This window comes from Vibrio sp. 10N.247.311.13, assembly GCF_041467595.1.
GTDB classification, from domain to species: Bacteria; Pseudomonadota; Gammaproteobacteria; order Enterobacterales; family Vibrionaceae; genus Vibrio; species Vibrio crassostreae_C.
The window spans coordinates 69,497-91,442 of the sequence record NZ_JBFSUX010000016.1; the positions used below are offsets into that span (position 1 = coordinate 69,497).

Annotated in this window: 23 protein-coding genes; 11 read left to right on the forward strand and 12 right to left on the reverse strand. The window is 44.8% G+C overall.

Features of this window, described 5'->3' with window-relative positions; all coding sequences use genetic code 11:
• Nucleotides 1-175: 175 nt before the first annotated feature.
• The gene (locus AB6E52_RS09360; RefSeq protein WP_017630837.1) at nt 176-421 is read right to left on the reverse strand and encodes a hypothetical protein; all 246 of its coding nucleotides are present in this window, start codon (nt 419-421) and stop codon (nt 176-178) included.
• Between the two features lie 237 nt (nt 422-658).
• Between AB6E52_RS09360 and AB6E52_RS09365 the strand changes: the two genes are divergently transcribed.
• Nucleotides 659-1,096 carry a Spy/CpxP family protein refolding chaperone gene (locus AB6E52_RS09365; protein ID WP_065100065.1) on the forward strand — a complete coding sequence of 146 codons (438 nt, stop codon included), beginning with the start codon at nt 659-661 and terminating at the stop codon, nt 1,094-1,096.
• A gap of 122 nt (nt 1,097-1,218) precedes the next feature.
• Here the strand turns inward: AB6E52_RS09365 and AB6E52_RS09370 are convergent, their stop codons facing one another.
• Entirely contained in the window at nt 1,219-2,571 is a 1,353-nt protein-coding gene (locus tag AB6E52_RS09370) for an MATE family efflux transporter (RefSeq protein ID WP_102320350.1), read from the reverse strand.
• A gap of 100 nt (nt 2,572-2,671) precedes the next feature.
• Here AB6E52_RS09370 and AB6E52_RS09375 point away from each other — a divergent pair, with 100 nt between their 5' ends.
• Together AB6E52_RS09375 and AB6E52_RS09380 are read left to right on the forward strand one after the other, a co-directional pair.
• A complete protein-coding gene (locus AB6E52_RS09375; RefSeq protein WP_102320351.1) occupies nt 2,672-3,643 on the forward strand; it encodes a LysR family transcriptional regulator in 972 nt (323 codons plus the stop codon).
• A gap of 133 nt (nt 3,644-3,776) precedes the next feature.
• The gene (locus tag AB6E52_RS09380; RefSeq protein ID WP_102320352.1) at nt 3,777-4,898 is read left to right on the forward strand and encodes an FAD-dependent monooxygenase; all 1,122 of its coding nucleotides are present in this window, start codon (nt 3,777-3,779) and stop codon (nt 4,896-4,898) included.
• A gap of 115 nt (nt 4,899-5,013) precedes the next feature.
• Here AB6E52_RS09380 and AB6E52_RS09385 read toward each other — a convergent pair whose 3' ends face one another.
• Nucleotides 5,014-6,414, reverse strand: coding sequence for an alpha-amylase family protein (locus AB6E52_RS09385; protein ID WP_102320353.1), 1,401 nt, complete (start codon nt 6,412-6,414; stop codon nt 5,014-5,016).
• Nucleotides 6,415-6,713: 299 nt separating this feature from the next.
• On the opposite strand from AB6E52_RS09385, the gene AB6E52_RS09390 reads away from it, so the two are divergent.
• A complete protein-coding gene (locus AB6E52_RS09390) occupies nt 6,714-7,613 on the forward strand; it encodes a DMT family transporter (protein ID WP_081090052.1) in 900 nt (299 codons plus the stop codon).
• A 98-nt stretch (nt 7,614-7,711) separates the two neighbouring features.
• On the opposite strand, the gene AB6E52_RS09395 is transcribed toward AB6E52_RS09390, so the two are convergent.
• Nucleotides 7,712-8,131: a VOC family protein gene (locus tag AB6E52_RS09395; protein ID WP_017065925.1), complete on the reverse strand. Its 420-nt coding sequence runs from the start codon at nt 8,129-8,131 to the stop codon at nt 7,712-7,714.
• Nucleotides 8,132-8,336: 205 nt separating this feature from the next.
• Nucleotides 8,337-9,230 carry a DMT family transporter gene (locus AB6E52_RS09400; protein WP_102320354.1) on the reverse strand — a complete coding sequence of 298 codons (894 nt, stop codon included), beginning with the start codon at nt 9,228-9,230 and terminating at the stop codon, nt 8,337-8,339.
• Between the two features lie 299 nt (nt 9,231-9,529).
• On the opposite strand from AB6E52_RS09400, the gene AB6E52_RS09405 reads away from it, so the two are divergent.
• On the forward strand, nt 9,530-10,150 hold the full coding sequence (locus tag AB6E52_RS09405) for a heme-binding beta-barrel domain-containing protein (protein WP_102320355.1): 621 nt from the start codon (nt 9,530-9,532) through the stop codon (nt 10,148-10,150).
• A gap of 71 nt (nt 10,151-10,221) precedes the next feature.
• Here the strand turns inward: AB6E52_RS09405 and AB6E52_RS09410 are convergent, their stop codons facing one another.
• The gene (locus tag AB6E52_RS09410; RefSeq protein WP_102320365.1) at nt 10,222-11,202 is read right to left on the reverse strand and encodes a bile acid:sodium symporter family protein; all 981 of its coding nucleotides are present in this window, start codon (nt 11,200-11,202) and stop codon (nt 10,222-10,224) included.
• Between the two features lie 346 nt (nt 11,203-11,548).
• Here AB6E52_RS09410 and AB6E52_RS09415 point away from each other — a divergent pair, with 346 nt between their 5' ends.
• Both AB6E52_RS09415 and AB6E52_RS09420 read left to right on the forward strand, forming a co-directional pair.
• A complete protein-coding gene (locus AB6E52_RS09415; protein WP_017633120.1) occupies nt 11,549-11,815 on the forward strand; it encodes a DUF3081 domain-containing protein in 267 nt (88 codons plus the stop codon).
• A 58-nt stretch (nt 11,816-11,873) separates the two neighbouring features.
• Entirely contained in the window at nt 11,874-12,482 is a 609-nt protein-coding gene (locus AB6E52_RS09420; protein WP_102320356.1) for a CIA30 family protein, read from the forward strand.
• Between the two features lie 153 nt (nt 12,483-12,635).
• Here AB6E52_RS09420 and AB6E52_RS09425 read toward each other — a convergent pair whose 3' ends face one another.
• Both AB6E52_RS09425 and AB6E52_RS09430 read right to left on the reverse strand, forming a co-directional pair.
• The gene (locus tag AB6E52_RS09425; protein ID WP_102320357.1) at nt 12,636-13,661 is read right to left on the reverse strand and encodes a zinc-binding alcohol dehydrogenase family protein; all 1,026 of its coding nucleotides are present in this window, start codon (nt 13,659-13,661) and stop codon (nt 12,636-12,638) included.
• A 164-nt stretch (nt 13,662-13,825) separates the two neighbouring features.
• The gene (locus tag AB6E52_RS09430) at nt 13,826-14,611 is read right to left on the reverse strand and encodes a glycine betaine ABC transporter substrate-binding protein (RefSeq protein ID WP_198594313.1); all 786 of its coding nucleotides are present in this window, start codon (nt 14,609-14,611) and stop codon (nt 13,826-13,828) included.
• A 210-nt stretch (nt 14,612-14,821) separates the two neighbouring features.
• On the opposite strand from AB6E52_RS09430, the gene AB6E52_RS09435 reads away from it, so the two are divergent.
• The gene (locus tag AB6E52_RS09435) at nt 14,822-15,754 is read left to right on the forward strand and encodes a LysR family transcriptional regulator (RefSeq protein ID WP_102320358.1); all 933 of its coding nucleotides are present in this window, start codon (nt 14,822-14,824) and stop codon (nt 15,752-15,754) included.
• Nucleotides 15,755-15,857: 103 nt separating this feature from the next.
• Here AB6E52_RS09435 and AB6E52_RS09440 read toward each other — a convergent pair whose 3' ends face one another.
• A complete protein-coding gene (locus AB6E52_RS09440; RefSeq protein ID WP_102320359.1) occupies nt 15,858-16,244 on the reverse strand; it encodes a hypothetical protein in 387 nt (128 codons plus the stop codon).
• Nucleotides 16,245-16,651: 407 nt separating this feature from the next.
• On the opposite strand from AB6E52_RS09440, the gene AB6E52_RS09445 reads away from it, so the two are divergent.
• Nucleotides 16,652-17,635: a hypothetical protein gene (locus AB6E52_RS09445; RefSeq protein ID WP_102320360.1), complete on the forward strand. Its 984-nt coding sequence runs from the start codon at nt 16,652-16,654 to the stop codon at nt 17,633-17,635.
• A 113-nt stretch (nt 17,636-17,748) separates the two neighbouring features.
• Here AB6E52_RS09445 and AB6E52_RS09450 read toward each other — a convergent pair whose 3' ends face one another.
• Nucleotides 17,749-18,942, reverse strand: coding sequence for a benzoate/H(+) symporter BenE family transporter (locus AB6E52_RS09450; RefSeq protein ID WP_102320361.1), 1,194 nt, complete (start codon nt 18,940-18,942; stop codon nt 17,749-17,751).
• A gap of 97 nt (nt 18,943-19,039) precedes the next feature.
• Between AB6E52_RS09450 and AB6E52_RS09455 the strand changes: the two genes are divergently transcribed.
• A complete protein-coding gene (locus tag AB6E52_RS09455; RefSeq protein ID WP_102320362.1) occupies nt 19,040-19,606 on the forward strand; it encodes a helix-turn-helix domain-containing protein in 567 nt (188 codons plus the stop codon).
• 113 nt (nt 19,607-19,719) lie between these two features.
• Here the strand turns inward: AB6E52_RS09455 and AB6E52_RS09460 are convergent, their stop codons facing one another.
• On the reverse strand, nt 19,720-20,769 hold the full coding sequence (locus tag AB6E52_RS09460; protein WP_102320367.1) for a cysteine synthase A: 1,050 nt from the start codon (nt 20,767-20,769) through the stop codon (nt 19,720-19,722).
• Between the two features lie 217 nt (nt 20,770-20,986).
• On the opposite strand from AB6E52_RS09460, the gene AB6E52_RS09465 reads away from it, so the two are divergent.
• On the forward strand, nt 20,987-21,154 hold the full coding sequence (locus AB6E52_RS09465; RefSeq protein ID WP_017062447.1) for a hypothetical protein: 168 nt from the start codon (nt 20,987-20,989) through the stop codon (nt 21,152-21,154).
• A 326-nt stretch (nt 21,155-21,480) separates the two neighbouring features.
• Here AB6E52_RS09465 and AB6E52_RS09470 read toward each other — a convergent pair.
• A partial coding sequence (locus tag AB6E52_RS09470) for an MBL fold metallo-hydrolase (protein WP_372189953.1) occupies nt 21,481-21,946 on the reverse strand: 466 nt, incomplete at its 5' end.

Sequence of the window (21,946 nt, forward strand, 5' to 3'; positions counted from 1 at the left end):
TGCTACAAAGACAATAGCAACTCAATATTATTGAGTATTAGCACTATTTTATTAAATGGTAGCCTTAATAAGTGAGTTTATTAAGGCTCGGTTTACTCATGCATTTTTCGCTTCTATATGCCCAACGCGTGAGAGCTAATGCAAGTGTCTTATACATCAGAACAAATACAAAAAGCTAGAACTGATAGGTAGGCCATAGAATCAGCAAGGCGAAACGGATAATCACGGCAAAAACCAACAACGCGATACCGAGTCGGTACCATTTGTATTCCGCAATATTCATTGGGATACGCTTGTAGAACATCGTAATCACGCCTTTCCAATCACTACTGCGTCTTCCGTACTGCATCATGCTCGTCAAAACAAACAGTGCGCCAAGCACTAGCATCCCTTTTTCAGCCCAGAACAATCCAACTTCCATTTGTGTAATCCTTGATAAAACGGTGAGCAACTCAAATCATTCTAGTCACCTTTGTTCGATGTTTCTGTAAGACCAAGGTCTAACCTGCTTCTCTGTTTATCCGGATGTAGCAGTTAGCCGTGAGCTATGAGGTGTGAGGTGTGAGGTGTGAAGCAAGCTTAGTTAACTGAACAGCGTGTTCATATCGAGTTCAGCTTGCTCACCTATACTCTTATTTCCACTAACAGGAGAAACTCAATGAAATCACTGAAAAAGTCGCTTTGTGTATTAACTGCTTCAGCTTTACTCGTTACTGCTCCGTTTGTGAGTGCGTCATCACCACAACAACCGCCACAGCCAGCCCTTAGCCCATTGCAAATGGTTATTGCTTCTTTGAATCTAACGGAAGAACAACAAGCGGAAGTGTTCACTCTTGTGCAAGACTATCAATCCGATAGAACTGAAATCGATATGGATAGTGCGATAGAACTTAAGAAAAAGCAGATCGCCTTAGTGACTCAACCTGAGTTTGATGAAGCTGAGATGGAAAAGGTCATCGACACGGTTCAAGCAACCGAGAAATCGATGGTGATGCAAGAAATGCGTCTTAAGAACAACATCTATAACGTATTAACTGAAGAGCAAAAAGAACAATTTAAGACGATGATGAAGTCAGCGCTCTCCGGTGGAAAATAGTTTGGTAGAGAGTCGTCTGTTAGAAACTAGCTGCCCCTGATATTGATTCACTCCCCCCAAGAATCTATGAGATAAACAAAAGCCACAGACTTTGCTGTGGCTTTTTTGCGTTTCAATAAAGCTTAAGAGTAAGCTGAACAATCTAAGTCTGGTGTCTTGCTGCTCTTGTTTAGCACGACCATCAAATGGATAAGCAGTAGAATACCGGTCACACCCAAGCCAACGCCGATCCCGCCCCAGATCCCTGCTAGCTCGAATTTTGGCATCAAGTACCAAGCGGCAGGCAGGCCAAACATCCAGTAACCAATGGCTGTCATCACCGTTGGCATAGAGACAATCTTCATCCCTCTTAGCAAGTTAATCGCCAGTAGTTGCCAAGCATCGACGATAAAGCACAGAGCGACAACCCAGATAACTGAAGCCAATAGCGATGTCATTGTGCCAGTGCCGTCGTCTAGCTTGAAGATGGAAGCGATCATTTCAGGCCATAGGATGAATACGGCAGACAAGGCGACACTCAACACTGACACCAATATAAAGCTTTGAATCGAGGTTCTTTTGATGCCTTCATAGTTGGCCGCGCCATAATCACGGCCAACTAAAATTGCCGCAGCTTGCGAGAAACCGAAGTTAAAGTTCCAAGTAAAGCTTAAGCATTGCAGTAAGATTTGATGAAGCGCCAGAGAGGCAATACTGATCGTTCCTGCCATTAAGGTGCCGCCGTAAATCAAGCCATGTTCAAGTAAAGCTGCCAAGCCGATAGGTAGACCCATCAACAACAATGGGCTCATCAGCTTGATGGAGTACTCTTCGGTATGGAGCCAAGGGGCGAACTGTTTGAACTCGTCACGTTTAAACACCCAAACCGTGTAGCCAACCATCACGATGAATGCCGCGATAGCCGTACCTAAGCCTAAGCCTGTTAGTCCCATATCTAACTGGAACGTGAGGAAATAGCTCACTGGCACATTCAAAATCACTGTGATAATCGACATCACCAGAATAGAACGCACATTACCAAACGCACTGGTTAAGCCACGCAGCACCAATAAGATAAGTGAAGGCAACATCACCCATTTTAGGGCGTGCACATATTCCATCGCTAAGGTGATCACTTCTTGAGGTTGTTTAGCTGCTTCCAATACAAGTGGCGCAAACCAGAAGCTCGCCATTAAGGTCACGCTGAGCACGAACGCCAACATGGTTGCACCTTTCACCGCCAATCTAATCTGAGTGTTGCCAAACTCTGGGCGTGCAACGCGCTGACCATAAGCAATAGCGATCAGGTTCGCGACACAACCGACTGTGCTACTCGCAATAATGAAGATGAAGAAGTAAATAGAGGCACCTAAGCCACCAGCCGCAAGCGCTGACACGCTGATTCGCGACATCATCCAAACATCAGTAAGGACTAAAGCCATGGATATCAGCTGTGAAATGATCAAAGGGAATGCAAGAGTGAGTATTTTTTTCATGAGCGCCTCAGTTAATTTCGCCCAAAATACGATCGATGGAGCTAGCGTTCAATTGATAAATTTGCGACTCTAACATTCCAAAAACTCATGCGAACGAATTATGACCCCATATCCTAGCTTGCCATCCTCCCATAATGGCTTAAAAGCCTTCGAAGCGGCTGCAAGGCTGATGAGCTTTACGTTGGCTGCCGATGAACTCAACGTGACACAGAGTGCGATCAGCCGTCAGATCAAACAGCTTGAAGATGAGCTGAACACATCTTTGATCATTCGTAAGCATCGAGCGATTGAATTAACGGTGCAAGGTCATGATTTGTATGTCGCTTTGCGTGAAAGCTACGGCAATATCGAATCGGTTATCGCCTCTTGGAGTGAGCCGAAACAAAAACGTATCGTGATAAAGGCAACCCTGAGTTTCGCTACGCGCGTGTTGATCTCTAAGGTTCGTGAATTAAACGAGCGTTACCCAGATTACGAGATCGTGATCGTTCCCGTGATCGAAGAAGATGAAGCAATCAACAGCAGCGAATACGACTTGTTGATCTTCCACACTCGATTCAAAAAACGCTATGACAACGCGCCTGACATCACTTTCTTGCGTGAAGAGTTCATGGCGCCAGTGTGCTCCACGAGCTTAACGAATGCTGTTGGTTTGACTAAGAAAGATACCGACCTCGACTCGATCTTAACCATGCCAAGGCTGCACCCGACCTTAGATCACCATGATTGGAAAGTATGGCTAGCCGATGTCGAATCGCCACCGAAAAAGCCCGTCAGAAATACCAGCTTCTTGTCTTTAGATATGGCGCTCAGTGCCTGCTTATCAGGTGAAGGCGTCACAGTGACGGATCTGCTTTTGGTTTTGCAGGATCTGCAACGTGGTTTCTTATATTGCCCAGAGAATGCCAAGATCCAGAACAGTGCTTGGACCTATTTCATCCACCAGCGCACTCACTCGCCTGTGATCAATGATCTCATTGATTGGCTTAAAGGAGAGACTGCAAAAGAGATCGAATTGCTGAAAGCCCTATCCCATCAAAATCATTGGTCTGGTGTTATCCAAGATCATTAAGGGATCTGTGCCTAAGATTTAGAAATCGCATTAACCTTATCATTTATAACGTTTATTTATCGATTCGAATGACCTATCTTACGCCCTATGAACCAGTACACAGATACTGGCATCTGATTCTTAGGAGAAAGTCATGGAACAACAGCGTCTAAAAGTTGCGATTATCGGTGCGGGACTGAACGGTTTAGCACTTGCATTATCACTGCGTAAATTTGGCATTACAGCTCGAATATACGAGAAAGCCGAACAACCGCGTGCTGACGGTACGGGCATCATCATGTGGCCAGAGGGCATGCAAGTCCTTGCGGCATTGGTGGGCGTAGATAAAGTAAAAGCCGCGTGTAACCAAGTCGATACCATCTCGACATTAACGGCGACAGGATTGCCCATCAACACGCTCAATATGAGTGACTCGCCAAGCAAAGCCAACGCGCCTATTGGCTTGTTTCACCGCAGCCGCTTATACCAGCTGCTATTAAATGAATTAGGCGATGACTGCATTGCAACGAACCAACACTGCACAGTAAACCAAGACTGCGAGCAACCGCAGATACTCATCAACGGTGAACCTCTTGATGCAGATATCATTGTTGGTGCCGACGGTGTGTTCTCTCAAATCAGAAAGTTTGTCGCGCCGGATGTGACTCTAAGACAACCGAACGTCTACTGCTGCCGCGGCGAGATTGATTTCAAAGCGTCTGAGATCAATGATGATGAGTGTTATGTTTTTGCGGGTGATAAATCTCGTATTGTAACCTACACCTACGACCGAGAAACCCAAGGTAAGTACTGGTTCGCTGCATGCGCCGTTGAAGAAGGTGAAACGCTTTCTAAACAAACCGTGTTAGAGCAGTTCTCGCACTATCCTAGTTACTTACTGGATATGATTAGAGATACGCCTGAATCGAAGATATTGCCCTCTCCGCTTACTGATGTAGCGCCATTCGATACTTGGTATCGTGATAATGCCGTTTTACTTGGAGATTCATGTTGCGCTGTATTGCCGACTATGGGTATCGGCTTCAGCTTAGGCATCGAGAACGCTTATGTGCTGGCACAAAGCATTGCTTCTAACTTTGAGGGGACTGAACAAGCTTTCAAACGCTACCAACAACGTGCTCAACAACGATCTCACGAGCTGCAAAACATCACGCACCGACTCAGTGAGCTGACTTATAAAGATGAGTTCAACCCAGTTGAAGTCGCAGAGCTTTACCAACAGTTTGCTATTGCCAATAGCCGCTCACCCTTTTAATGGCTTGATTCGCTAACAATGCTTTCTCTACTAGAAAAGCCGCAGTATTAACTGCGGCTTTTAGGTTATTGGGTCTGCTCTTTAGCTACAACAGATGCTGCCGCTTAAACAGGCACTACAGCTTAAACATACGCGCACTGCGTGGTGGTAAGTTGAAGGTGTGATAACGAGAATTCACGGTTTCTGTCGCGCTGCTTAATACGTCTTTGTATTGAACATTCCAATTGAACTCATGCTGGTAAGTATCGACTGTCACGCCACGCGTTTCGCCACACTTGTTAATACCAACAACCCCTTCTTTGCCACGCTTGAACAGCAAAGTACATTGGTCGCTCGAAATCATCGTCATTGTTTTGCCTTGCATCGCGTTGTGGAAGCTCAACATGTTCTTCATTGTCGAACTATTCCACACATTGCCCCAACGACCGTTATCCTTATCTTCAGAATCAGGAAGATCATCGCTGTAGATCAACGGCGTGCCACCATCTTTACCAAGGATATAAGCGTAAGCGAGCTGCTCATCTTGTGGATCCATGATCTGATAACGGAAGCCGTCATTGGTTGGAATATCATGCGTGATCGCGAAAGTGATTGAGCGGTTATCATCCAATGCTTGGCCGTACGCTTTTGGATCATGCAGTTGGTTTAAACCGCCGCCCATAGAGAACGCCGATCGAATCGAAGCAAACAACGGGAAATCGTACGCAGAGTGATTGGTGTTGTTTAAGTAAGGTGCTAAGAACGACTCATAGCCACTGTTTCCTGCCCCGCCGCTAGTAATCACTTCGCCAAACACATGCATGTTCGTGGTGATCTCAGGCGTAAACACTTGGTCGATTTGGTACTGACTCATGTGTTTCACCGCATCAATACGGAAACCCTTGATGCCCATGTCTTTTAGCGCTTTTAGATATAAACGTTGCTGTGACACTACCCAGTTATTTGGGTCTAGATCAGGCAAGCCTACATCGCCATCAGCGCCACACAAACGCCAATATTGAACATGACCCGGATCGTTCCAGTCAGTAATGCAGCCAGCAGCATGGAAATCGTTAGCCGAGACAAAGCCTTGCGATAAGTTGCCAAACAAAGTCTGGTCGGCATAGTAGCTTGAACGGCTGGCATAATCATTAAGCACTTCTGTGCCAGGGTAATCCAAGTCACTTCGCTTCCAGCTTTCATTCGCCATGTGGTTCAGCACCACATCTGCGTAAACATCAACACCCACACCTTTAAGTGCAGTGATCATTGCAGCTAAATCTTGTTTGTTTCCCAACGGAGAATCAATGGTGCGCAGATCTTGTGGTTGATAACGTGCCCACCATTGGCTGCCACTGGATTTCATTGCCGGAGCAACCAACACTTTCTTATAGCCCGCTTCGGCGATTTGGTTGGCATTGGCTGTCACATCTGAATACTTCCAGTTAAAAGCATGCAAAATGGTGTCAGCGTAAGTCGCTGAACTAAAAGAGCAAAGCGCGATTGTGGATATGAGTAGGGTATTTATTGGTTTCATAGAACATATCTCTCATTATAAATTCACAAGAATGATATGAGCGATAGAGACAATTAAAACGACCGATAAATCAGAGTTGAATTAGCGTCACCTTCTGTTGATGTTGATTTTATAAAATTGAGCTATAGCCGATATTCTGCGGGACAAAATGTGACATGCGTTTTATGGTGTTGTTCTCGTATGCGTAAAGAGTGAAAATGAGAATTAATTGAATCAAGTTGACGAGAACAGGACAAAGACTTTGGTCGCCTCTCCTAAACTAAGCTATCATTCCTTCTCCCTCAACCGATTGATATTTTATGCCTTCTTTCTCTTTTTCAATGATCCCTGTTGGGGTTCGATTCATGATCCTTTCTGCTTTTGGATTCGCACTGATGTCAGCTTGTGTGAAATACATCAGTAACTACGGCATACCTGTATTTGAAATCGTTGCAGCGAGGGCGTTGGTGTCTTTGATCATCAGCTACATCGACGTAAAACGAAAAGGCATTTCTATCTGGGGGAATAACAAACCTCTGTTGTTCGTTCGAGGCGCAGTCGGCACCGCAGCGCTAATGTGTGTTTACTACGCTGTGACCACGCTACCGTTAGCAGAAGCGACCATTCTACAATACGTGCATCCCGTATTTACGGCATTGCTCGGTGTGTTATTCCTGAAAGAACGCGTCCAAAAGTCGACCATGATCTGCATTGCATTCTGCCTTGCGGGATTATTAGTGATGGTACAACCAAGCATGAACAGCGGCGCGAGCAGCGAACTGCCTTTGTTCAGCATTATGGTGGCGTTATGTGGCGCGTTTGGTAGCTCAATCGCTTATGTGATTGTGAGAAAGCTGAGCCAAACGGAAGATAGCTCTGTCATCATCTTCTACTTCCCACTGGTTGCCCTACCGATCTCTACTGCCCTTATCTGGAACGACTTTGTGTGGCCGAGCCTATTCTTAACCGTGATGCTGGTGCTCGTCGGTATTTTCACTCAAATCGGCCAATACGGTTTGACCAAGGCGATGCAGACACAAGCTGCGGGCAAAGCTTCGGCTTACTCTTACGTTCAGATTGTCTTCTCGGCACTATTAGGCGTGTGGATCTTTAATGAAATCCCATCAGTTTGGACTTATCTAGGTGGTGGCCTGATTGTCACTGGCGCACTCATTAACGTGTTTGGTAAACAACTATTAGTGCCGTTCAAGGCTAAATAAGTAACCCACTCAATATCAGCTAATAAATAGAATCTAAAAAGGGCATTGCGGAATATTCCACAATGCCCTTTTTCATTTCTTCTTACCTAACTATTCCGCTAGCTTGTCGCATTGCGCAGTTTGGGATCATCACTCAGATATTCAACGAACTCGATTTCAAAGCCTGCCGGATCCACAAAGTAGACATTTTTACGATAAGGTTCTTCAGCGCCAGGTTTAGCAATCGGGAAGCCTGCATCAATAAGACGTTGAGTGACGCTTTCGATGTTATTGGTCACATAAGCAAAGTGCGCGAGGCCAACAGAGTGCCCTGCTAAATCTCTATTTTCACCCTCTCCGTGATCACTCAATGCGATGTATTGGTACTCGTCACCAAAATGCAGCCAGTTACGTGGCTTGCCTGACCATTCGCCTTTTCCTTCATCACGAACGTACCAGTGTGGAAACGCCGCTTTATAGAAAGTCAGCATTTCAGGGATGTCCTTAACGACTAAATTCACATGTTCAAGTTGGATCATTCTTCTCTCCTTAAAGTATTCTCGTAAGCAACGTTGCATATCCTAATACCTCAAGTTAAGTTGAGGTAAAGCACTAATTTGCATTTATTTCGAGAACGTTTTTAGAGCCCAAATTGTCGTATTTTGAAGCGATACAAACCCTAAGTTTAGACGACCTTCCCTAATGTGGTTTATTTGGAATCCAGAATGAAATAGAGACTGGTCGCTATGGTTTAGGCGGAGTAACCTCAACTTCTAAAGCGGTTCGCTCTCTCCACTTGAAAACCTTCTTCCATTTAATCGGCATCATAGGAATAACGATGAGGCTAATGCCCACCAGCGTCAGGATGTCTGGAATCTCATCAAACCACATAACACCAAACAGTGTTACGAACACCAACCCCGAATACTCTGCGAGCGCAATTTGGTTGGCCGGGGCTTTTTTGTAAGCCACAACCACAAGCGCATGGTATCCAAGTACGAACAAGTTGATTGCCATGATCCAACCCACATGGCGCCATTCAATCGCAGACCAAGTTGGCAATGCAAATACCAGCGCGAGTGGCAGAGTCATAACGCTGGTCCAGAACAGAGTGGAGATGATGTGTTGCTCTGCGTTCAAGCGTTTGATCAAGATATTCCCCACGCCCATCGCAAGCGCACTGCCTAGCCCAGCAATCGCTGCCCAGTGAAATTGCTCTGGGCGTAACACGATCAACACGCCCACAAAACCAATCAGGGTCGCGATCACTTTTGAAGATGTTGGCCTTTCTTTCAACAGCACTATCGACAAAGGCAGCATAAGGATTGGTCCAACATAGAACATCGCGTTTGCTGTCGCCAAAGTAAGGTGTGTAATGGCGATCATCGCGCAGCCACTCCCCACCAAGATAAATTGAGCCCTTAAGAAGTTGATTCGGCAACCGCCTTGCATACGCGTGTCTCTCGGTAATTTTAACCAAAATGGAAGTAGCAAGATCACGCTCAATAGCTGACGGATAAACACATACTGGAACGTAGGGACTTCGCCATTCAGTATCTTCAACGATACATCTGAAAAGGACGCAAGTAGGTTTGCGAACACCAAAAGCAAAATGGCGTGGTTAACAGCTTTATTCATACAGAAGTAAGATTACACATTTGTCATACAATTATGGGCGCACATCATACATGAGAATTTGAAATGTGTAATAGCAAAATGACTAAGGCTCAGATTAATGCGATTTTGAATTAAACCTCGATGAACAAATCACAGCTATTCGTTCAATATTTAGCCGCATTAATATTCTCTTATTGACTGATACATCAAGTTACAAATCGCTTTCATATTAACCAAGAACACTGATCTGGGTTAATAAACTGGTTTCACAATAACCTTACTTTTAATAAGGTCAGATAATTACAAAAAAGGAAGTTACAGTGAAAAAATTATTAGCACTTAGTATTGCAGCAGTCATCTCGGTTCCAGCAGTAGCCGACCACAATACAATCAACGGAATGGATTTCGGTCCATTGGCAAAGCTAGTCGGCACATGGAAATCAGTCGAAACTGGCGGCGTTGATATCTCCCCAGGTCAAGAAGGCACAGAAGTGGGTGCGGGTGGCCCTGCAGTCACACCGTTTTATGAAGTGATGACGTTCGAGGTTGCCGCAGACGCAACCAATGCCAGCGACCAATATCTTGTTGCTCTGTACTACAAGCAGGAAGTATTCAGAAAGGCCGACGATTCTAAATTCCACGATCAACGTGGTTACTTCATATACGACCAAGAAAATCAGGTCGTGTACAACTCTTACTGTGTGCCACGCACCACATGTGTCACCGCAGAAGGCCCTGCTGGCGACACAATGACGTTAGTCGCATCTAAGCGCGGTATCGCTGAGTCTGAATACATGACAGACAACGCAACCACTACGGGCTTCACAATGAACATCAGTATTTCAGATGACACGCTGACTTACTCTCAAACAACTGGCTTAGAGATCTACGACAACGCTTTTGCTCATACAGATTCAAGTACACTGGTTAAAGTGAAGTAGATTCAAATACAAACGCCTTTCACAACAAAGTGAAAGGCGTTTTTCTGTTGTACTTGTAACAACAAACAAGTTTAACTCGCTTGTGTATCTACCTTGGCGTAACGGTTGGCTAGCACCGCACAATAAAAGATCTGAATCGGGTGATAGAGCATAATTGGCAGTAATATCATCCCTAGATTAGGGTTGTGAGCAAAGATAACCTTAGCCATAGGAATGCCTGCTGCTAAAGTCTTCTTAGTGCCACAGAACACAGCCGCCACTTCATCTTGATGATTGAATCCAACCTTGCGAGCACTCCATTGAATGCCGTGCACCATAACCATCAATACCACTAAACAAATCACCGCAGACACTAGTAATAGCATTGGTGAAAAGTCGCTCCAAATACCATGCTCAATGGAGTCACAGAAAGCACTGTAAACAATCAGCAGTATCACATATTTGTCTAATTTATTGACCACTGACTTGTGTTTCTGCGTCCATTCAAAAAGCAATGGGCGCATCAACTGGCCGACAATCATTGGCAATAGCAGCATTTTAGATATCGAGATCACCGACTCCATCAGGTTCAACTCTGCGCCCTCTAATCCCATAAAGAGTTGGATCAGCAGAGGCGTAATGAACACACCTAAAATACTAGAAAGCGACGCATTGAATATCGCACCCGGCAGGTTTCCTTTTCCAATCACCGTCATAGCAACCGAAGACGAAATCGTACTCGGCAAAACGAAGAGGTAACAGAAACCAAAGGCCAGAGCTGCTGGCATATAAGCGACAAAGCCCTGCCCAAATATCACCCAAAGCAGTGGGTAAACTAAGAAGGTCGCGCTTTGTACAAAAACGTGCAGCTTCCAATTTGAAAGTCCCTCAAAAATGGCTTTGGGAGACAAACCCAAACCGTGTAAGAAAAACACCAAAGCGATGCCGAGAACAGTCACCGTATCGAGATGAAGTACCCCACCCGATTTGCCCCAATCTGGCGTAAAAACAGCAACGACCATAGCCACCACCATCCCTACCAGAAACCATTCCTTTTTCAGTTTTTCTATCATGTTGACACGCACTTTCTGTAGATTCCATTTCAGCCAATAACCCGGCTCCGATGCTATTTATCCTATCGACTCTAATTTTAATTAACCACCATAAACGCAAATTAAGCTCGTCTTTATCTTGAGGGTTAACGTCGTTATTCGAGTTTGTTACGCCCGTTTTTCTCTGGATTGATCGAGTGTATGGAATGACGATGAAAATATTAGAAAACAGCGGTTTATCGAGAAGATAAAACCCTTTCAGTGATCGGGGCATGGAGCAAAGCCGTAAGGATATGAGGGCAAGACGTAGTTAATCTAAACACCAAAGTTCAGCCTATTCTTAAAGATAACGCAGCGGGAGTTACACATGGACAACAGAATCACCATTATTGAGTTTCTCAGAGTGTTTGAGTTTATTCGCTCTTCCGGTGAGCAACGGGACAACAAATATCAAGTTGGCGAAATGACGGCTTGGCATGATTACGACGGTTACACCTGTTGGCTAAGCTATAAAGATGTCACGGTGACGCTGATGTTTCATGGCTCATTGAAAATTGAGTACGACAACGCTGCAAACTATTCTGAATTCATCGAGCATTGTTTAGGTATGCTCGCCACTGAACCTTCTCCATAAAACGCGAACGGACTCATCACTACTAACGGCTATCGGCTATCGGCTATCGGAGAAAATCATGAACGAATCTGCTTTTAAGGCATCTTCATTACGTAAACGAGTAGCTCCTTTATGGCTAATGCTCAGCCTTTCTTTTTTATGGTCTAAAGGGTCAACAGCAGGAACAGAGATGATTGATTTCACACAAGCGAATGAACACCAGAAGTGGACAGCAACCAACGATAACGTGATGGGCGGTATCTCAACTGGTGGGCTTATTTATGACGGTGGTATGAGTCAGTTCAAGGGAGAACTTTCATTAAAGAATAATGGTGGCTTTAGCTCAATCAACCGCTCTGTTGAATCACTAAGCTCTGAAGTGGAGAGCGTAGTACTGACGTTTGTTGGTGATGGTCGTACATATCAATTAAGGTTCACTACATGGAAAAACGGTTATCGAACCAACTACAAGCACAACTTTGAGACAATCAAAGGCGAGCAACTTAAGAAAACCTTCCAACTAAAGGACTTTCAAGCCGTGTTCAGAGGTCGATTACTCAGCGGAGCGCCAGGACTTAAAGCTCAAGACATCAAACAGATCGGCTTTTTGATTGCAGATAAACAACCTCTGCCCTTCGAGTTAAATCTCACTCAGATTCAATTCAAAACGCTTCAAGAAACTGAGTAAAGCTTTGTTGGAATAAACACAGTAAATCACCTAATAAAAAAAGCCCCTGATATCTTACCGATTCGCGATAGATATCAGGGGCTTTCTATTTAAGCGTTCAAACTGTTCAAGAGATCAACGCTTCAAACCGTCAATACTTTAAAGCATCAGTACTTAGTATTTGATGGCTGTTTTACCAATCGATGCGCTGCTTTCAATACGTTGATGCGCATCTTTCAGTGTCTCAACACTAAAGCCATTCAATGTGGTGGTAAGCGTAGATTTGATACGGCCAGAATCAATCAGGTTCGCTGCTTGGAACAGGATATCTTGTTGTTTCTGAATATCGTCTGTGTTGAATAGTGAACGTGTAAACATCAGCTCCCACACAAAACCTGCAGACTTGCCTTGCAGTGCAGACAGATCAATGCCGCCATCGAACTCAACAATAGAACTGATCATGCCTTGTGGTGCAATCAGCTCGACCATCGATTCCCAGTGCCCTTTGGTATCAGCGACATTGAAGATGTAGTCGACATGCTGAATGCCTTGCTCTCGTACAGACTCAACCAAGTTACGGTGATTCACCACATGGTCGGCTCCCATATCTCTTACCCACTGTTCAGTTTCAGGTCTTGAAGCCGTCGCAATAACAGTCAGGTTAGTTAGTTGGCTCGCCAATTGAATCGTGATTGAACCGACACCACCAGCTCCACCAATGATCAGTATGGATTTTTTCTCTTCTGAACGCACACGTAGGCGATCAAACAACGCTTCCCACGCAGTAAGTGTTGCTAGCGGCATAACAGCGGCAGCTTCATCAGAAAGGCTCTTTGGTGCTTTCGCCGTAATACGGTAGTCAACGGCTTGGTATTCCGCGTTAGCGCCCATGCGAGTTACGTCACCTGCATAGTAAACGCGGTCGCCTAGTTCAAAGCCTTCAACGTCTGTACCTTTACCGACAACTTCACCAGCCGCGTCATAACCAAGGACTTTTGGTTGCTCAAGTATTTTATCTTGAGCACTGCGAATTCGAATTTTTGCGTCTGCTGGATTGATAGACGTCGCGCTCACTTTCACAAGCAGATCATGTTCTTTTAATTCTGGAAGGTTTGTTTCAAACTCAACTAAGCTGTCTTGCTCTGCAATCGCAAGTGACTGAGTAAATCCGATAGCTTTCATTTTTGATGGTACTGACATTGTGCTTTCTCCTTGAATTAGACAAGTTAATCTTAGTTGACTCTCAATGTAGATAAACCGCCTAATGTTTGAATCATATTCAATTATTTTTTGATAATCGTGTTGCCACTGATCGAGCAACAGGAACAAGTACCCCTGTTAGCTGCTGCATAAAGGCATAGAGGTTAAATTAAACCTTGCTCAATCAACCAATCGCGCGTTACTTCATCTTGCGGCTTACCTTCACGGCAAACTTTATAATCTAGCTCTGCAATAATATCGTTCGAGAATCGCAGTGAATCTAACGTCTGGAGCTGTTGTTCGCTAAACAAGTGCTTCTTGTCGTCTCTTAAAAGAAGTACTGCTCTATCAACAATACCGAGCAAGCCTTTTGGCTCTTTGAGCTCTCGAATTTCATAGCGATAGTGCAAAAATTGAGGTTTCCACAGCGGTACAACAACCCACTCCTTGTTCGCTACCGCGCTTTCAAAGGCATCAAAACAATCGTCTTCACTACCAGGGAAAAACTCGTAACCCGCATCGCTCAGGCCGTACTCTTTCATCATCTGAATAGAGAAGCGTGTAATGCCTGCGCCGGGGTTAATACCCTGAATGGTAGAATTCATTTTCTCGATAACTTCAGGTTTTAATAGATCAACGACCTCAGAAACCGCTTCTTCAGGGACATAATCAGGCACGCCCCACAACGCGTAAGGTTCATAGTGAAGGCCAAGTTCGATAAGTGGCTCAACTTCCTCAACGCCCGCTTTGTAGATACCGTGGCTTGATGGCAACCAAGCCGAGGAGAGCATGTCTACTTCACCCGCTTTTAACTTTTCAAAATTTTCTTGATGAGGAGAAAAGACACGCTCGACCTCGAAGCCCATTGCGTTTAATACGTTGGTAACCAATGATGCGGTGGTGCGGTGAAACGACAAATCTGTTACGCCAATTGTGATTTTCTTAATCATGTTGTTATCCCCTTTTGTTCGGCTTGAGAGAGATAGTACATGGCCAAAAATCAGCGAAAAACAGCCTAATATTTGAATAATTCTCAAATTACTTTTGGTAATTTAGCGTATAAAGCTAGCTTAAAAGAGATGAATTAGGATCAACCCGCTTTGTGATTAGAAAATATTTCAATACAATGTTTAGAAAATTATCAAACACAGGTAGATAATATGCTTCTTGAAGACTTGCTGGTCATTTTAAAAGTAGCGGAGTTTCGCAGTATCACTGCAGCAGCCACCAACCTAGATATGCGCACTGCAACCGCGAGTGCTGCCGTCAAACGTGTCGAAGCCGCACTGGGCGCTGAACTGTTTGTAAGAACCACTCGCCATCTAAGGCTTTCCTCTGCAGGCGAACGCTATTTACCTGAGTGTGAGCAAGCCTTGAAGATGTTAGAACAAGCAAAGCTCAACATGCGTGAAGAGCTCGGTATCTTGGATGGAGAAATCCGCATCGCGCTTTCTTCTGACTTAGGACGTAACCTCATTACACCTTGGCTTGATGAATTTCTGCTTGAATACCCAAAGGCAACGCTTCGTACCAGCATCAGTGACAGCAACATCGATTTTTACCGTGACTCTGTAGACATGGCTTTGCGTTATGGTTCTCCGAATGATGCCAACATGTACGGCTTTAAGATCTGCGATGTGCCAAGAATATTGTGTGCATCGCCTGAATACTTGGCCGAGATGGGAACACCAGACCAGCCAAGCGATTTAGCAGAGCACAATGGTCTGCTGTATCAGCTGCATGATATGTTGCAAGACGAATGGGTGTTTAACGACGGTAAACAAGATCATAAAGTGAAGCTAAAAGGGAATCGCGCCTCGAATGATGCTGACCTTGTTAGACGCTGGTGTGTTGCTGGGAAAGGAGTGGCGATAAAGTCTTGTTTAGATATGTCGAGCCATCTGCTCTCTGGCGAAGTGGTTAAAATCATGCCCGAGTTCAAGCCAACCTCAACCGAGCTGTGGTTAGTGTGCCCGAGTCGTCAGTCCATCACCCCGACCGTCCGTTTATTAAGAGATCTATTCCGTGAGAAAACCTCAGAGATCCTTTCTCAACTGAGCAAGCAAGGCATTATAGAAACTCAAAAGTCTTAACGACCTAAAGATAAAAAAGGCGTAAGTGAACTTTAACCCACTAACGCCTTTAATCATTTGAACATTACACCCTATCGATGGATGTATCGTCTAATACGAGTGCTTAGTTTGACTCGTCTTCAACATCACAGTCAGCACAGCACTGAAGCGCAATTTCATGTTCGAAGGTGATCGTGTCTTTACCTTCTTCTAGTAGTTCTGCGATTTCATCAGCGACTTCTTTCTCATCATCCGCTTCGATGCCGCTTGCTAGCTCTTCTTCAGAATAACCAAAGAAGTTCAGCAGCAAATATTCGCGAGCTGCTTCTTTCGTACAAACCACGTCTGCAGAAAGATCTGGCGTAACTTCACCTTGTGCAAGTGTCGCAGTTACTTGTGCTACAGCAGCATCTTTCATCGCAGGCGTTAACCAACCAAGATCAGTACTTACAGATGTCTTTTTACAGTCGAAGCAAGGCAGTTGGTGAAAGTAGTATTGAAAGGTAGTCATAGGTAATTTCTTCTTTAAATGTTGTATAGCGAGATTATGCGCGTTTTGTAGCAAAATACTATCTCAATCACAACCTGAAACCGCTTCGGGCTGAGTATTTTTGCAAGCTCCGCGCAAGCTGATGTGATCATTCGATAAAAGCGCTGTTTTACCCATGCTTACTCAGCTTTACGCTTGTTTACATTTGTACGGGTAATATATGCCTTATCAGATAACAAGCGTGGCACCTCACAAATATTTGGGTCATAGCTTAGTTTCGTCGTTCCAGCTATCAGCTTTGAGTTCACGGCTTACTTGACTACTTAGCTCGGATTTGTTGGAAATCGCTTTGTTTTCAATTAACTTACTTGCACTTGGCTTATTTTGAACCACGCTTATTTAAATCACCCGTCTCGGATACCCAGTCAATGATCATCACAAAATATCAAGCCCTTACCCTTTCATCGGTTGCTTTGCTCGCAACAGGCTGCTCACCATCATCAGATACGCCTTCGGTCAGCAACATCAGTGATTACCAAGGCTCAGCGAGTATTACTCAAGGTGTGGCGACCACTGTTGAATCGAATCTCTTTGAGTGTGCAAACGGACGCAGCCGAGTGGCGGGCGTCGGGGAAATTACGGACTCCGAAGGAAAGGTTTGGACGGTTCCAGCCAAGAACAACTTTGCGACAGGGCCAAAAGCCTTTGATCTTTATGAAGAGTGCTCAAACACCACGCCAAGCAGCCTAGCCGAAGTCGATCAAAGCTCTGTACCTGTAGCGATAGTGGATCAAGACGGAGAAGAAATAACAGGCTATATTTTTGCCGATAACTATTTCGAACTTTATATCAACGGCAAGTTAATCGCGGTAGACACTGTTCCTTTCACACCGTTTAACTCAAACATCGTCAAATTTAAGGTGAAGAAGCCTTACACGATAGCGGTGAAAGTGATTGATTGGGAAGAAAACCTAGGTCTTGGTAGCGAAGATAACCGCGGAAAGGCATACCACGCTGGTGATGGTGGCTTTATCGCGAGCTTTAGTGACGGAACCGTGACAGGACCAGAATGGCAAGCACAAACCTTTTATACCTCACCGATTTATGACCTGACTTGCTTGAGTGAAGTCGACGGGAAACGCCTTTCTGAAAGCTGCACCACGGAAGGAACGGACCACGGTCAAGATGCCTACGCCGCTCATTGGGAAACACCAAACAACTGGATGAACCAAGAGTTCGATTCAACATCTTGGCCTCAAGCATCGGTATACTCAGAGGACGATATTGGCGTGAACAATAAAAAAGCGTACATGAACTTTATCGAAAAATTCAGTGGTGCTGGCGCAAGCTTTATCTGGTCGACAAATGTCGTTCTCGATAATGAAGTGCTACTGAGATACGAAGTTAAGTAGCTTTATTCCTTTGTAAGCAAGCCCAGTCACGAGTATGACTGGGCTTGCTACTCAAACAACTTGCTGGTGTTTCTAATTCACAGCGAACCTGATCATAATCTTGAGTCATTTCATTACGACGAAGTTTGCGAAGCCTTGCTTGCTCCACGCGACTTAGCTTTGTAATTGTGTAGCCAGCAACAAAACAACCCGATGCACAACCCCCAAAATGCACTGCCGATCCCCAGTAAATTGGTGCCAGAAGCTGTGAATAAGAAAGTAAGCAGTGCGGGTTCTCGGTAATGACTGTCTGCCATTGATACCGCAAGGCAATTCATCAAGGTCGGCATCACCGCTAAGCCAGCAACCGCAATGACAATCGCGGAGGGCACGGCGCTAAACAGCGACACAAATGACATCCCCATCACGCCAGCTAACAAGTAAAACCCGCCCATACAAATCCCCGCGATATAACGTGTCTTTGGATTACTATCCGCATTAGGGCCCATGCAAATAGCGCCCGTAATCGCTGCAAGGTTATACGCAAAGCCACCAAACGGTGCGAAGATCAAACCTGTCACCCCGGTGGTGGTAATGATCTTCGATGAATCGACTTGGTATCCGTTCGCTTTTAGAACCGCAAATCCCGGTAAGTTCTGTGAAGCCATCGTCACTATAAACAATGGGATTCCGACACTGAACAACGAAAATAACTCAAAATCGGGCGTAATGAACACCGGGGTCGTTAATCCCATAGTCACCTGACTGACATCGAGTTTGCCAAAACCCACACACATGACCAGTACGATGATGAAAATGCTTGGGATCAGTAAATTTCCTAACCGCGCTTTCGCCAGAATAAATACAGCAAGCATGACCGCTACGACTTGTGCCTCTTCCATTAGCGACGTGAACAAACCCAAACCGAATTGCAATAGAATCCCCGCGAGCATCGCAGAGGCAATCGATGTTGGGATCTGTTTTAGGACTTTCTCAAATATCCCCGCTAATCCAACTAACGTGATCAACATCGAACTGAACAAAAACACGGCTACAGCCTGATTCATTGTCAGCCCTTCAAGCGATGTGATTAACAACGCCGCTCCAGGCGTCGACCACGCTGTAACCACAGGCTTCTTGTAATGAAACGAGAGCAGTATTGTGGTTACGCCCATGCCAATTCCCAACGCCCAAAACCATGACGCCACTTGCTCTTCAGTTGCTCCAGCACTCATTGCCGCTTGGAAAATAATCGCCGCGGCGCTCGCATAACCAATGAAAACAGCGATAAAGCCGGTACTGACGTGAGAAAATTTTAGCTTAGTCATGTTAATCTCTTCCTGCGTGCGTTATAACGTCCATAGACCAAACCTAGCACTGTGCGCTATAACGCACAACTTATTTGTAAAAACTTGTAGAGAAAATATGCAAACAGAAATTAAAGTTGGCGTTAACTTGAAACGCCTTCGCCAAGAAAAAGGCTGGAGCTTAGACAAAACAGCGAAAGCAACAGGCGTGAGTAAAGCAATGCTAGGACAAATTGAACGTGGAGAATCCAGCCCGACAGTCGCTAAGCTCTGGCAGATAGCTTCTGGATTCGAGGTGTCACTTTCGAGCTTTATCGCGGCTAGCCCAAACAGTGAACTGACGAGTTTATTCAGAGATGCAAACGAACTAAGGCATGAAGAATACAACATTGGCTTTTTCGTCAGTTTGTTGTTTCCTTTTGAGGAAGCACTAGGATTTGAAATATTCGAACTCACCCTAGCGCCCGATTACCAGCATGAATCCGCCTCACATAACGCAGGCGTCACTGAGCACATCTTATGCATTTCAGGAGAGATGGCCGTGATGTTTGATGATGAGTGGCATACGTTACGCGCAGGACAAGCTGTTCGCTTTAATGCTAACCAGACCCATGCCTACAAAAATATCGGTGAAGGAAACGCCGTATTTCATAATGTGATTCACTACCCTAATAACAAGCAATAGTGCCGGTTCTGGCGCTAACAGATGTTTAGCTCTAACCGGATGCTTAACGCTAACGGATATTCAGCGCTAACGAAAGAGCTGGCAGACCACTGGCTGTTACTAACTTAAAGCGACTATACGTTGACGACCATACTGCCATCTTCGGCTTGATAACGAGCCCATAGTTGAGAGAGGTTTTCTTTATTAAGCTGTATCTCTTTTTCTTTCAGAAACGTTTCGTTGTGCAGCTTCGAATATGAGCGCTCAGCAAGGTCACAGCTAAATGTAACGATGGTTTTCCCTTTCCCCATTCTAGCCGCAGCGTATAGCGCACCTGCTACGTTCAACGACGAACTGCTTCCTAGAAGAATACCGTCATGTTCCGCAACAAGGCGGGATATCGTCACCAAATCCTGATCGGGAAGCGTGATGGCACGATTGATTTTTGCCTGCCTGAAATTTTCAACCGTTCGCATGATCCCTATGCCTTCCGTGAACGAACTTCCCGTTGATTGATAGTGTCCATTACGTAGAAACGAATAAATGCCAGACCCATTTGGGTCAACTAACCAAGTTTCGAGATTGGGTTGCTGCTCAGATAGATAGTGTGAGTTTCCGGCAATGGTTCCACCCGTCCCCACCACTGAAACTAGAGCATCAATATTCCCCTGTGTTTGCTGCCAGATCTCAGGTCCAGTATTTAAATAGTGCGCTCGATAATTACTGAGATTTTCAAACTGATCTGCCCACCAATAACTCTCATTTTCGACACCAATCCGCTTAGCCGTGTGGTAAAAATGTTCAGGGTTTGCAAAAGGACAAGGGTCGACCAATAACAGTTCAGCATTATAAAGCGAGATCATGCGCTCTTTCTCTTGTGCCTGCCCTTTTGGCATCACCACCAACATTTTGTAACCAAGGGATTTAGCGACCAGAGCAAGTCCTATTCCCGTATTACCAGCAGTACCTTCAACGATTGTCATTCCCGGCTTAAGCTTACCGGCTTCTATTGCATCCATAACCAACTGAAGTGCCGCTCTATCTTTAATCGAACCACCCGGGTTCTGGTGTTCGCACTTAATAAGAATCTCACAACCTGATATCTCTGAAAGACTGTTGATTCTAACAAGATCGGTATCGCCAATCAGTTCACTGAGATTGTTTGCAATATGGGCAGATGACATCGCGACTCCATTTATTTGTTGAGGATAAGTTTGTTCATCGATTGGGTTGTCGATGATCATAAGCGTAGCTCTGGGGTCTGCTTAGTCAAGAAGTGCCGGAATTGAAAAGACTCTCATTTTCCAAATAGCAATTATAATTAGGGGTGACCGATTAGATTGAGGGCAAAAAAATGTTTCTAAAAGAGAAAAAACCGGTGACCTCGTTGATGTAACTGAAATGACCAAATTAACCAACTTATTTCAAGACAGTATCGAAGGTCGGTTTCAAGCAGGCGAAGAACAGCAAGACCCTGAGATGTTTAAAAAGTCCGAACTGATGTTTATGTCAGGGGAAGAGTTACCTCGATGCTGGACAGATCCAAACTACCGCTCAGGGACTAAATAACCTTAGCGCTTCCAGAGCACCCGATGAGTCGCAATTTAAGCTCTGTTCTAAAACTGTTTCACGATCGCCTTGTAGGCTATCCCCCTGTTAAAACATTCAGACGCATCTTTACTAGACACAAAAAGCGAGCCACTTGGGCTCGCTTTTGATTGTCTTTTTCTTGCTTAGACTTCAGTTCAGATTACAGAAGTTCTACCGACTGTTGAGCAATCACGAATTCTTCGTTGGTTGGCAAGCTATTATAATCGCACCTATTAACACGGGTTTGGACAGAAATCATTTAGACTATTTACTTAAATCGGGAGTCACCGGATTAGTTCAGGTATCTAAAACTCCAAGGTCTCACCATCAGCAGGAATAAGGACTTTATCTGACAAACCGTTTTTATAAATTGCTTCTTTAAGAATTGGTCGAGTCACTGCACAGTGATTGAGTGCCTCCATATGGTTCGCAACCACCTTATTAGGGGAAAGGCGAATAAACTTCATGACCTCATCAATAGACATCAATAACGGTTGACCAACATCCATACGAGCACGGCCTGCTGCCACCACTGTGATGTCGGGTTTTAACTCATTCAAAGCTCGTCTTACATCATCGGTTAGAACCGTATCTCCGCTAATATAGATAGAGGGTTCATTGGGAAGCTCTAAGAAAAATCCGACGCCATTTGCCATTAGCTTATGAATCCAACCATGACCGTGTAAAGCAGGAACCGCAGTTAGTTTTCCGCCTAAAAAGTCGATAGTTTGCCAGTCTTCAATTCCCCAATTTACCGTTAAGTCGTATTTT